This is a genomic window from Actinocrinis sp. (genome assembly GCF_035650855.1).
Classification (GTDB): Bacteria; Actinomycetota; Actinomycetes; order Streptomycetales; family Catenulisporaceae; genus Actinocrinis.
On sequence record NZ_DASRGV010000150.1, the window covers coordinates 1 to 11473 of the forward strand.

The following is an 11473-nucleotide window of genomic DNA, read 5'->3' on the forward strand; positions in this document are numbered from 1 at the left end:
CTTGACCCCTTGCCGTACTCGCGGCGTTCTGGTGGTGTTCCACGTCAGGTCTCGCGGCACCGCGGTGCGGCGGGGGACGCTCCGGGACAGGGGCGCTGGTAGGGCCGGGAGAAGGGGCGCGTTGCGGTAACAGCGGGTGGCTGCGGCGCGCCGGACGGATAGCCGCGGTTGGCTTCGGCTGTGCCTCGGGCGAGCGTTCGTGCGGTGCGCGCGGGGCGGGTAGCTAGTAGGCGCTGCGGCGGATACGGCCCTCGTAGCGCGCTTCCCACACGTCGTTGTGCGCGTCCCCCTCAGCGATGTTCGCCGACAGGTAGATCGGCGGCTCGACGTCCTCCGCGAGCAGGCGCGCCGTGACGCCCGCGACGATGAGCTGGGCGATGACCGCGTTGCCGATGGACGACACTGCGCAGACCTTGCCACCGTTGGGCAGGTCGAGCACCGCGTCTCCGTGCGGCGCCGCGTTGTCGATGACGACGTCCGCGAGTTCGAACAGGCGCTTGCCGGACGGATGCCTCGACGTGATGCGCTGCGAGTGCTCGAGTGAGGTGATCGCGATCAGCGGGTGGCCGTTCTCGCGAGCGATCTGTGCCATTTCGACGGTCGATCCGTTGCCGCCGGACTGCGACGCGATGACGAGCACGTCTGCCGGGCCGATCGGGGCCAGGTCCCAGACGCGGCGGGCCAGCTGGGGGTCACGCTCGGCCTTCGGGTCCGCCAGCAGCGCCGCGTCCTCGCCGCCGAGGATGATCAGGTCGCGCAGCGCCAGCTTGTTCGTCGGGATCAGGCCGCCGGCCCGGCCGGCGAGTTCCATCGCCAGCGCCTCGGAGTGGCCGGTGCCGAACACCTGGAGCACGCCGTCTTTGCGCAGCGACGCGGCGATCAGGCCCGCGGCGCGGTCGATCGCGGGTCCCTGAGTCGACTCGATCCGATCGAGCTGCTCGCGGACCTTGCCGAGGAAAGAGGCGGTATCGACGGACACGAAGACTCCCCTGGGGCCGGGTGCGGTGATCGCACGCTACTGCACCGGTGGCGGCAGGGGAATCGGGAACCGGGGAATTGGTATAGGCCAATTTACGACGAGAGGGGAAAGGGGCGGGAGGGAGAGGCGGGTCAGCGGGCGGCGCGGGAGAGGCGGGAAGGCGAAGCTGGCGGGGAAGCGGAGCGGGCGGGACACCGGAGCCGCCGCTGGACCAGTAGCGGCGGCTCCGGGCGCATTACCCGTGACAGGTGACACGCGACCCGTGACACGGGCACGCGACCCATGGCACGAGACACGTGTCCGTGTGTCGCGTGCTCAGCCCTTCTCGGCGCCCAGGGTCAGGCCGGAGACGAACTGGCGCTGCAGCACGAAGTAGACGATCAGCGTCGGGATCGCGGTCAGCAATGCCCCGGCGGCGACCAGGTTGTCGTTCGTGAAGAAGGTGCCGGACAGGTTGGCGAGCGCCGAGGTGATCGGCATCTTGTTGCCGTCCGAGATCAGCACGATGGCCCAGAAGAAGTCGTTGTAGATCCAGATCGACAGCAACGTGGCCAGCGCGGCGACCGCGGGCTTGAGCAGCGGCAGGATGATCCGGCTGTAGATCTGCCAGACCGTGGCGCCGTCCACGACCGCGGCCTCGCGCAGGCCCGCCGGGATGGTCTTCATGTAGTTGGACAGCACGAAGGTGCAGAAGCCCGACTGGAAGGCCACGTGGATGACGACGAGACCGAGGATCGTGTCGTACAACTTCCCGGAGTCGCTCAACCCGGACGGAACGGTGATCAGCAGGTAGAGCCGGTACAGCGGGGTGATGATGACCTGCTGCGGAAGCAGGTTGCCCGCCGTGAAGATCATCAGCAGCAGCAGGTTGATCTTCAGGTTGTACTGGGTGACCGTGAACGCCACGAAGGAGGAGAGCAGCAGGGTCAGGATCACCGCCGGGACGGCGATCATGACCGTGTTCCAGAAGTAGTGCGGCATCCCGGACTGGTTCCAGGCGTCGATGTAGTTCTGGAAGTTCAGCGTGCTCGGCAGGGAGAGGTACCCCTTGGCCTGGGTCTCCGAGTAGGGCCGCAGCGAGGTGTAGATCGCCCACAGCATCGGCACGAGCCAGGCGAGCGCGGTGCCCGCCAGGAAGACGTGCAGCACGATGCGGGCGGGCCGAACCCGGCGCTTGCCGGTGACCGGATGGGTGCCGCTCGGCCGCGCGGTGTCTGAGGCGAGGGCCGTGGCGGTCACGTGCTCCGCTCCTTCCGGAAGGTGACGATCAGGTACGGGATGATCGCCGCGAGCGAGACGACCAGCAGGATCACCGCGAGGGCCGAGCCGTAACCGATCCGGCTCGCCTCACCGATGATGTTCTGGGTGATCAGGATGGACAGCAGCTCCGTGCCGTGCTCGCCCTTGTTGAACACGTAGACGATGTCGAAGGCACGCAGCGCCTCGATGACCGTGACGACCGCGACGACCACGTTGATCGGCCGCAGCGCGGGGAAGACCACGTGCCGGAACGCCTGCCACTCATTGGCGCCGTCGACCGCGGCCGCGTCCTTGAGCGAGGGATCGACGCTCTTGAGGCCGGCCAGGTAGAGGATCATCATGTAGCCCGCGTGCCGCCAGGACGCGGCCACCAGCACCGCCCAGATGTTCAGCTTCGGGTTGCCCACCCAGTCCAGGTAGGTGCCGTTCGGGTTGTTGGTGTGGAACAGGCTGTTGATCAGGCCGTGGTCCGGGTTGTAGATCAGCTCCCAGACGAAGCCGATCACCGCGCTGGACACCATGACCGGCAGGAAGAACGCACTCTGGTAGAACCGGCTGAACCTGATCTTCTTGTCCAGCTGGTACGCCAGGAACAGGCCGAACGGCGTCGGGATGGCCGCGAGCACGACCAGCCAGAGCACGTTGTGCTCCACGGCCGGCCAGAAGGACGGGTAGATGGTGAAGATCTGCTGATAGTTGCGCAGCCCGATCCACTTGATCGAGTCAAGGCCGATCCCGTCCCAGGAGGTGAAGGACAGCAGGATCGAGGCCAGCGCCGGGACCCAGACGAACACCACCATCAGTGCCGTGGGCACCCCGGTCATCAGGGTCAGGACAGTTCTGTCTCGGCCGGTCAGCCGTCGCAGCCGCCCGGGCGCGCGGGGAAGATCCGCCGCGCGCCCGGTCTCGACGGCGTCGGCGCTGGTTCCGACGGTCATCGGGGTTCCTCGTTCCGGTGGCTTCGCCGTCTCCGGCGTGGCCGGTCAGGAGTTGTAGATGGACTGCTTCTGCTGCTCGATCGAGCTGAGGATGCTGCCGATGCTGCCCGGGTTCTGCAGGTACGCCTGGAGCTGCGGCTGCATCACCGTGGACGTGAACGCCGGGTTGGCGTCGCGGTCCATGAACTGCGAGACGTGCTGGGCCGAGGCGAACAGCTGCGCGGACTTCTTCTGGATCGCGTTGTACCCGGAGGTGTCGTATCCATTGACCAGCGCGTCGTAGCTGTTGTCCACCTTCAGGTACGCGCCCTCGCCGTCAGCCGACCCGATGAACTCGAGCAGCTTGACCGCGGCGGCCCGGTTCTTCGGGCTCTTGCTGAGCATGAAGCCGTCGACCGGGGCCTCGATGCTGTCCTGGCCCCACTGCGGGTCGATCGCGGGGAAGGCGAAGAAGTCCAGGTCGTCCAGGTCGGCCGGGTTGGTGAACTGCTGGGCGACGAAGGTGCCGAGCAGGTACATGCCCGACTTCTTCGCCAGCAGCGACTGCGCGGCGTCCTGCCACTTGCGGCCGATGTAGCCGGGCTGGTGGTAGGGCAGGATCTGCGTCCAGTGGTCGAAGACGGCCTTGACCTTCGCGTCGGTCCAGGCGGCCTTGCCGTGCATCAGGTCCATGTGGAACTGGTAGCCGTTGATGCGCATGTTCAGCTGGTCGAACGTGCCCATGGCCGGCCACTTGTCGGCGTCCGCGAAGGCGATCGGGTTCAGGCCGTCGGCCTTCATCTTCTCGCAGAGGGTCATGAAGCTGGCCCAGTCCGTGGGAACCGTGTAGTTGTGCGCCGCGAACACGCTCTTCCGGTAGAAGACGGCCCACGGGTAGTAGTAGATCGGGACGAAGTAGTAGTTGCCGTCCTGGCCCTTGGACAGGTCGTGCACCGACTGCGGGAAGTTGTTGCCGATGGTGTCCCACACGTCGTTGATCTTGTTCGACAGGCCCTTGGCCGCGAAGAACTGCATGCGGTAGCCGGCGAACCAGGTGAACACGTCGTCCGGGGTGGCCTGCAGGTAGCTGTTGATCTGCTCCTGGAAGGTGTCGTGGTCCTTGGTGTTGACCTGCACCTTGATGCCGGGGTTCTTGGTCTGGAACGCGTCGTAGACGGCCTGGAAGGCCTTCTTCGGCACGGCGTCGGAGGCGTTGGAGCCGAGGGTGACGGTGCCGGAGGCGGCGCCGCCGGTCGAGGAGGTCGACTTACTCGAGGAACTGCACGCCGCAAGGGTCGGCAGCGCGGCGACGCCGGCCGCTCCGAGCAGACCCTTGAGCATGATCCGCCGATCGACGGTAGGGCCTTGGAACGCCCTGGGGGACTGCGGGGACATCGCACCTCCATGTGTGACGCCAGTTGAGCCGGGGCAGGGGACCGTGTTGCGGTGGGGGTACGCGAGCGAACTGGAACGCGAACTGACCCCAATCGAACGTGAACAAACAATCTGGCGCAGAGCAAACCGCCAGAACGGGAGAGGTGTCAAGGGTTCTTGCTCAAAATGAAACATCAAAACCGGCAGCTGTAGGGGCTGGTGTGCTAGCCGTGGGCTGGTTACTGTTGCGTTCTGGGTTCTTCGTACCCACGTACGGTCGATCCGATGTTGGATCGAGTGTGTTTCTGTGTCGGCTGGTGGTTCGCTGTGGAGCCGTGTGCGCGGCGGTGGTGCACAGCACCCCTCGTCGTTAAGGAGCCCGGAGAATGTTGGCGGCACAGCGGCAGAGTTGGATCCTGGAGGAGGTCCGCCGGATCGGCGGCGTCCGGGTGAGCGATCTGACTCAGGCGCTCGGGGTCTCGGACATGACGGTGCGCCGAGATCTGGACACGCTGGCCCGCAAGGGTTTGATCGAGAAGGTTCACGGCGGCGCCACCGCCCGGCACCCTGGCTCGACCGACGAGCCCGGTTTCGAGGCGAAGGTCGGACGGGAGCGGGCGGCCAAGGACGCGATAGCCCGTCGTGCGGCCGATCTAGTGCGCCCCGGTACGGCGATCGGCGTGACAGCGGGAACGACGACGCACGCCTTCGCACGGGCGATGGCGCGCGTACCGGACGTGACCGTGGTGACCAACTCGCTGCGTGTGGCGGAGGTCTTGCACACACACGCCGTGGCGAGCCAGACGGTGATCCTCACCGGCGGGGTGCGTACTCCTTCGGATGCGTTGGTCGGCCCGGTGGCGATCCAGTCGATTCGCGCACTGCACCTGGACTGCGTGTTCATGGGCGTGCACGGGATGGACGAGGTCGCCGGGTTCACCTCGCCGAACCTGATGGAGGCCGAGACCAACCGCGCGCTGATGTCCACCGCGCGGCGGCTGATCGTCCTCGCCGACCACACCAAGTGGGGCGTGGTGGGCCTGTGCGCCATCGCCGGCCTGGAGGGCGCCGCGGCACTGGTGACGGACTCCGGGTTGGCGCAGGACGGACGCGCGGCGCTGGCGGACCGGGTCGGCGAGCTGATCATCGCCGGCGAGGAGGAGGAACAGATCGCGATCCCGGCGCAGAACGTGCACAGCCTGGTCGACGGGCGGCCTGCCTAAGACAGCGCTTTCTAGGAGCGGCCCTTCTAAGAAGGGCACTGTCTAAGAACTGAGCCGCGGGCCTGCGCTGTGGGTTTCTCGGCGGCCGGCTCGTTTTTCGCCGCGCGACACGCCGCACGCTCAGCCTGTGGCCATAGCATGGGCCGCGGGGCGCCATCCGGCGCCGCCACCCCTCCGCCCGCCGGGAAGCCTCTCGGCGCCGGGCGCCGTCCAGCAGAAGCGAGTGCACAGCGACATGGGAGTTTTCGGCCAGCGCACCGGGATGCCGAGGCGCACCGCGTCGCCGTGGGGACGGCGTAACCGGATCAAGGTGAGCTCGGTCTTCCTGGGCATCGTCGCGGTGACCGTGACCGGCGCGGTGGCGTCGTGGACGGGATACGGCAACTCCGGTTTCGCGGTGTTCGTATTTGTGATGGGCGCGTACTTCGTCGTGCTGTGCCTGCACGAGTTCGGACACGCATACGCCGCGCACCGAGCCGGAGACACCGGTGTCGCAGCCCGCGGCTATCTGGACCTCAACCCGCTGCGTTACCTCAACCCGGTACTCAGCTTCCTGCTGCCGGCCCTGTATCTGGCGTGGGGCGGCCTTCCGCTGCCGGGCGGCGCGGTGCTGGTGGATCGGACCGCGGCGCGCAAACGCTGGCAGGCCAGCCTGATCTCGGCGAGCGGCCCGCTGGCGAACGTGGTGTTCGCGATCATCGCGATGGTGGCGGTGGCGATCTGGGCTCCGACCGCGCCCGCGTTCGACGGCAGCGGCTCGCTCATCTTCGGGTCGCATGAAGCTTTCTGGGAAGGCGTGTCCTTCTTCGCGTTCTTGCAAGTCGCTGTAGCCCTGCTAAACCTGATCCCGGTCCCGGGGCTCGACGGCTACGGGATCATCGAGCCGTATCTCAAGCCCGAGACACGCCGCGGGCTCGAGCCGATCCGACCGTACGGCATCCTCTTGGTGCTGTTGCTGCTGTTCTTCTTCCAGCCTGTGCGCGACGGGTTCTCGCACGCGGTGTATTCGATCTTGAGCGCGTTCGGCCAGCCGTACTACGGAGCGAGCCAGGGGCAGACCGCGTTCATGTTCTGGAAGTCGCACTAGCGATCACGCCCGCCGCCGGAACTCTGGCGGCGGCGGGCCGGAAGTGAGACGATCCCTCTCAGTCCGGGGACGCCCGCGGGGCGCCACGAGATCTTTTCCGAGGAGTCGTACTGTCATGTCAGTCCCAGGCATGTCTCAATCACCTCAGTCCGCGCCCGCAGTCGCGGAACCGAAGCTCACGCTGTACGGCGGCTCGAACGGCGTCGGCCGCCGGGTCACCGTGCGCGACCTGGCGGCGGCCAAGCGGCGCGGCGAGCGCTGGCCGATGCTCACCGCCTATGACGCGCTGACCGCCGGAGTGTTCGACGAGTCCGGGATCCCGGTGCTGCTGGTCGGCGACTCGGCCGCGGACAACCACCTGGGGTACGCGAACACGGTGCCGGTGACCGTGGACGAGCTGATCACGCTGACCGCGGCCGTCGTGCGCGGCACGAAGCGCTCGCTGATCGTGGCCGACATGCCGTTCGGCTCGTACCAGGGCGGGGCGCGGCAGGCGCTGGAAACCGGCACCCGGTTCCTGAAGGAGGCCGGGGCCGGCGCGGTGAAGCTGGAGGGCGGCCGGCGGGTCGTGCCCCAGGTCGAGGCGCTGGTGCAGGCCGGGATTCCGGTGATGGCGCACATCGGGCTGACGCCGCAGTCGGTCAACGTGCTGGGCGGCTACCGGGTGCAGGGACGCGGCGACGAGGAGGCGGAGCGGCTGCTCGCGGACGCCAAGTCCCTGGAGGCCGCGGGCGCCTTCGCGGTGGTCCTTGAGCTGGTGCCGGAGGAGTTGGCCACGCGGGTGACCGAGCTGCTGACCATCCCGACCATCGGCATCGGCGCGGGACCGGGCACCGACGCGCAGGTGCTGGTGTGGACGGACATGGCCGGCATGACGCCGGGCCAGGCGCCGCGGTTCGCGAAGAAGTACGCGGACCTGCGCTCCGTGCTCGGCGACGCGGCGCGCGCCTACGCCGCGGACGTCGTCAACGGCGTGTTCCCGGCGCCGGAGCACACCTTCCACTGATCACGGCAAGCGTGCAGCCGACGGCTGTGTGAGGGTCCGGTCGCCTGCGGCCGGACCCTTTCGCGTTCACGGCCGTGTTTGTTCACCGTTCGCCGTTCGACGGTCCGGCTGTCTGATTCGCGCCATTGGCTCATGTCGAGGCAGACCGCCTGGCACGATGGTGGACATGGACAGAGTGCAGGCGGCCGCGCTGCGCGACCTGCTCGAGGCGACCGGTGGCCGCTCCGGCTGGATCGACGCGAGCGACGAGTTCGGCTTCGCGCTGCGCCGGGCGCCGCGCCGGGTCGGCGGGCTGCTGCTGGCCGGTCCCGAGGACGACGAGCCGTGGCACCTGGCGGCGCATTTGACCGACGAGTCGCAGTGGGCCGATCTGCCGCAGCTCGCGCCGGTGCTGCTGCGGCACAATCCGCCGCCGGACGCTCCCCCGCACCTCGCAGCCGGGCTGCAGCGGCTGGACTCGGCCGGGCGCGGCGAGGCGCTGCTCGTGGTGGCGCAGCAGGATCCGGCCGACGCGCTGCTGGAACGGGTCGACGACGCGCGGCACCGGGGCGCGCGGATCCTGACGCTGGACCAGAGCGCGGCCCAGCTGCGCGGACTGGCGCACGAGACGCTGACGGTGCCGGACGAGCCCGGCCCGCTGACCTTCGACTCGGCGCAGCATCTCGTCTCGCTCGCGGCCGCGTCGCGGGACACGGCCGCGGGCGGATTGCGTACCCGCCTCGGACGCTGGATCGAAGCGGTCAGCGGGCCGCGCGTGGAGCGCTGGTAGAGCCCCGCTCGAGCGAAGGTTCGCTCGGGCTCTTCGGCAGCACGCCCGCGGCGCCTTCCCAGGGCCGCGGGCGTGTCGGTCTCACCGAAATCTATCTACGGTCTAGTCGCGGTCGTCACCCCAGGCGGCGTTGCGTTCCTTGACCTTCTCCAGCGCCTGCTCCGCCTCCTCCCGGGTGGCGTACGGGCCGAGCCGGTCCTGAGCCCGGCAGCCGACCGGTCCCTCAACCGTGTGGTGCTTGAGGCAGTAGAACCACTGCGGTTCCTCGTCGGTCATGTCCATCCCTTCACCGGCCGTAGCGCAAAAGGCAAAGGAGTACTGCCCTGCATCGAAGTCTTAGACTCATGCGCATGGCTCCCCTTGTGCCCGGAACGCTCTCCCCGAATCGGTCTGTCCCGTCGAACATCACGCGGCCGGAATACGTCGGCAAGCCGAGGCCGAAGCCGTACCACGGTCCTGACGTGCAGACCGCGGAGACGATCGAGAAGATGCGGATCGCGGGGCGGATCGCGGCGCAGGCGCTGGCCGAGGTCGGGAACGCGGCCAAGCCCGGGGTGACGACGGACGAGCTGGACCGGATCGGGCACGAGTTCCTGTGCGACCACGGGGCCTATCCGTCGACGTTGGGCTACAAGGGTTACCCGAAGTCGCTGTGTACCTCGATCAACGAGGTGATCTGCCACGGGATCCCGGACTCGACGGTCCTCAACGACGGCGACATCGTGAACGTGGACATCACCGCGTTCATCAACGGGGTGCACGGCGACACGAACGCCACCTTCGAGGTAGGCGAGGTCTCGGAGGAGGCGCACCTGCTGGTCGAGCGGACCCGCGAGTCGCTGAACCGGGCGATCAAGGCGGTGCGGCCGGGTCGGCAGATCAACGTGATCGGCCGCGTCATCGAGTCGTACGCGAAGCGGTTCGGGTACGGCGTGGTGCGCGTGTTCACCGGTCACGGCATCGCGACCGCGTTCCACAGCGGCTTGATCATCCCGCACTACGACGACCCGCGTGCGACGCGCCTGCTGGAGCCGGGGATGACCTTCACGATCGAACCGATGCTGACGCTCGGCACGATCGAACACCGGATGTGGGACGACAACTGGACCGCGGTGACCGCGGACGGGAAGCTGACCGCTCAGTTCGAGCACACGATGGTGGTCACGGATGAGGGCGCGGAGCTGCTGACCGTCGCGTAATGCGACTAGCGCGGCGCGGTAACGGCAAGCAGCACGGCCATCGGGCCAGACGGGGCGCGGCCGAAGCTGTGTAGCCCTGGCGGAATGGCCCTAGCGGCGTTGCCTTGCGGCAGTGCTTCACGCGCGTTCCGCTTTACGGGGGTGGCGCGGCCGTCACCACTCGGTGGGTTCGATCGTCGCGGCGACCGATTCGCAGGCGTCGGCCAGAACGCCGAGCAGGCGCAGCGGATCCGGCAGCGGGGCCTCGAAAGCGTGGATCCAGCGGGCGCGCCCGCCGTTGACGGCGCGGGCCGGCGGGACGAGCACGTAGGAGCCGCGGGTGTGCCAGCGCAGACCCGGGCTGCCCTCTTCGGTCTCGGGGGCGGCGTCGAGGTCGCAGCGCCACCATTCGTCCGTGGCGCGCTCGTCCTCCCCGCCGGGCCGCGCTGTGGTGAAGAACAGGCAGCGGTCACCCTCCGCGGAGACGGCGACAGGGCCGAGCGGGGCGGAGGAGGTGGTCAGCGTGCGGAATGCGATGCGTCCGGCAGAGATCGGTACGTCGAGCACGTCGTGGGTGCGGCCGGTGGGGCTGGCGAAGTTCACGTCCGGGAGCCGCGAGCGCCATCGGTACAGCTGGGCCGGGTCGGCGCTGGCCTCGGTCTGCCAGCCGTAGGAGAGCGGGTGCGCGCCGGGGTTGGGGCAGCCGACGCGGCTACAGGAGCAGCCGGGGCCGAGCGGCGCGGCGGCGGGGACCACGGCGAAGCCTCGGGCGACGAAGGCCGCCACCAGGTCCGGTTCCTCGCGTTTGCGGCGCATGCCGGGGATCCGGCCGCGGGACACCGTCCGTTCGGCGCCTGTCGCTGCCATCCCTCGGCCCGCCTCCTTCCCGCCGCGCTCCGGATGAACGAACCACCCTGGTCAACGAGCAGTGCGGCGCGGTCGGATACCGGCCACTCGGTCGATTCCCGGAGGTATGTGCGTCCCCTATGCGTGCCAAGCCTACTAAGGCCGAGCCGATCGCGCGGCAGAACGGGTGCGCCCGCGGTCTCAGCAGTGTGCGAACCCCGGTCCTCCCCTGGCCGCCAGACCGTCCGCACTCCCCCGCTGGCCTGCCGGTTTCGTCCCTTCCCGGCAAGCCCGTTACACTGGACGGGTACTCATGTGATGCCCGCGCGCTCTTCGGCGTCCGGATGCCGCTCAGGCGGCGTGAATCCGGACCGCCTCGCACGGAGGGAAAGCCCTCCGGCCCACGGTCGTCGGCCCGTCAGATTCCCAGTGGCTCTGTCGGTGGTCGGCAAAGGATCTCAGGCCAACACAGGCGCGGCATTGCCCCGATGTAGGGCCCGTACTTGTGATTGGCTCGGCGGCGCGCATCCGGCGCTCCCTGAAGCCTCCTTGGCACGTGCCGTTTGACCAGGAGGTCTGCACCACCATGTCCGTGGACACCACCACGACGCCCGAAACCGCGTCTGCCGACGCGGCGAATACTGACATTGAAATCGAGACCGTGCAGGACGACGCCGCGCGGGCCGAGACCGTGCAGGCCGAGACCGTGCAGGCTGAGGCAGCGCAGCAGCTCGACACCGGCACCGAGGTGACCTTCGCGTCGCTCGACCTGCCGAAGCCGCTGCTCGAGGTGCTCGGCGAGGCCGGAGTCGTCACCGCGTTCCCGATCCAGGC

At 68.5% G+C, this 11473-nt stretch carries 11 protein-coding genes and 1 pseudogene; 6 read left to right on the forward strand and 6 right to left on the reverse strand.

All coding sequences use genetic code 11. The annotated features are described in order from the left end of the window. Positions 1-223: 223 nt before the first annotated feature. From VFB40_RS11615 to VFB40_RS11630, 4 genes are all read right to left on the reverse strand, one after another. Complete coding sequence (locus VFB40_RS11615; RefSeq protein WP_324849834.1) at positions 224-979, reverse strand: sugar isomerase domain-containing protein; 756 nt, start codon at positions 977-979, stop codon at positions 224-226. 315 nt (positions 980-1294) lie between these two features. After that, on the reverse strand, positions 1295-2131 hold the full coding sequence (locus VFB40_RS11620) for a carbohydrate ABC transporter permease (RefSeq protein ID WP_349261442.1): 837 nt from the start codon (positions 2129-2131) through the stop codon (positions 1295-1297). A gap of 83 nt (positions 2132-2214) precedes the next feature. Beyond that, positions 2215-3177 (reverse strand): carbohydrate ABC transporter permease, encoded by a 963-nt coding sequence (locus tag VFB40_RS11625; RefSeq protein WP_324840635.1) that lies wholly within the window; start codon positions 3175-3177, stop codon positions 2215-2217. Positions 3178-3222: 45 nt separating this feature from the next. Further along, positions 3223-4551 carry an ABC transporter substrate-binding protein gene (locus VFB40_RS11630; RefSeq protein WP_324849838.1) on the reverse strand — a complete coding sequence of 443 codons (1329 nt, stop codon included), beginning with the start codon at positions 4549-4551 and terminating at the stop codon, positions 3223-3225. Between the two features lie 365 nt (positions 4552-4916). Between VFB40_RS11630 and VFB40_RS11635 the strand changes: the two genes are divergently transcribed. From VFB40_RS11635 to VFB40_RS11650, 4 genes are all read left to right on the forward strand, one after another. After that, the gene (locus tag VFB40_RS11635) at positions 4917-5753 is read left to right on the forward strand and encodes a DeoR/GlpR family DNA-binding transcription regulator (RefSeq protein ID WP_324849840.1); all 837 of its coding nucleotides are present in this window, start codon (positions 4917-4919) and stop codon (positions 5751-5753) included. Between the two features lie 235 nt (positions 5754-5988). After that, on the forward strand, positions 5989-6840 hold the full coding sequence (locus VFB40_RS11640; protein WP_324849843.1) for a site-2 protease family protein: 852 nt from the start codon (positions 5989-5991) through the stop codon (positions 6838-6840). Between the two features lie 130 nt (positions 6841-6970). Further along, positions 6971-7846 (forward strand): 3-methyl-2-oxobutanoate hydroxymethyltransferase, encoded by an 876-nt coding sequence (gene panB / locus VFB40_RS11645; RefSeq protein WP_324849844.1) that lies wholly within the window; start codon positions 6971-6973, stop codon positions 7844-7846. A gap of 166 nt (positions 7847-8012) precedes the next feature. Further along, positions 8013-8615: a hypothetical protein gene (locus VFB40_RS11650; protein WP_324849846.1), complete on the forward strand. Its 603-nt coding sequence runs from the start codon at positions 8013-8015 to the stop codon at positions 8613-8615. 102 nt (positions 8616-8717) lie between these two features. Here VFB40_RS11650 and VFB40_RS11655 read toward each other — a convergent pair whose 3' ends face one another. Further along, positions 8718-8891 carry an SPOR domain-containing protein gene (locus VFB40_RS11655; RefSeq protein WP_324849848.1) on the reverse strand — a complete coding sequence of 58 codons (174 nt, stop codon included), beginning with the start codon at positions 8889-8891 and terminating at the stop codon, positions 8718-8720. A gap of 74 nt (positions 8892-8965) precedes the next feature. Between VFB40_RS11655 and map the strand changes: the two genes are divergently transcribed. Then, the gene (map, locus tag VFB40_RS11660) at positions 8966-9814 is read left to right on the forward strand and encodes a type I methionyl aminopeptidase (protein WP_324849850.1); all 849 of its coding nucleotides are present in this window, start codon (positions 8966-8968) and stop codon (positions 9812-9814) included. A gap of 153 nt (positions 9815-9967) precedes the next feature. Here the strand turns inward: map and VFB40_RS11665 are convergent, their stop codons facing one another. Continuing rightward, positions 9968-10660, reverse strand: a complete 693-nt coding sequence (locus VFB40_RS11665; protein WP_324849852.1) for a bifunctional DNA primase/polymerase — start codon at positions 10658-10660, stop codon at positions 9968-9970. Positions 10661-11195: 535 nt separating this feature from the next. On the opposite strand from VFB40_RS11665, the pseudogene VFB40_RS11670 reads away from it, so the two are divergent. Next, positions 11196-11473: pseudogene (locus VFB40_RS11670) on the forward strand (hypothetical protein); the annotation flags it as partial.

Coding starts and splice junctions, on each gene's coding strand:
- VFB40_RS11665 (WP_324849852.1), bottom strand. CDS start 10,660: ATGGCAGCGACAGGCGCCGAACGGACGGTGTCCCGCGGCCGGATCCCC.
- VFB40_RS11630 (WP_324849838.1), bottom strand. CDS start 4,551: ATGTCCCCGCAGTCCCCCAGGGCGTTCCAAGGCCCTACCGTCGATCGG.
- VFB40_RS11635 (WP_324849840.1), top strand. CDS start 4,917: ATGTTGGCGGCACAGCGGCAGAGTTGGATCCTGGAGGAGGTCCGCCGG.
- VFB40_RS11640 (WP_324849843.1), top strand. CDS start 5,989: ATGGGAGTTTTCGGCCAGCGCACCGGGATGCCGAGGCGCACCGCGTCG.
- VFB40_RS11655 (WP_324849848.1), bottom strand. CDS start 8,891: ATGACCGACGAGGAACCGCAGTGGTTCTACTGCCTCAAGCACCACACG.
- map (WP_324849850.1), top strand. CDS start 8,966: ATGGCTCCCCTTGTGCCCGGAACGCTCTCCCCGAATCGGTCTGTCCCG.
- VFB40_RS11625 (WP_324840635.1), bottom strand. CDS start 3,177: ATGACCGTCGGAACCAGCGCCGACGCCGTCGAGACCGGGCGCGCGGCG.
- VFB40_RS11650 (WP_324849846.1), top strand. CDS start 8,013: ATGGACAGAGTGCAGGCGGCCGCGCTGCGCGACCTGCTCGAGGCGACC.
- panB (WP_324849844.1), top strand. CDS start 6,971: ATGTCTCAATCACCTCAGTCCGCGCCCGCAGTCGCGGAACCGAAGCTC.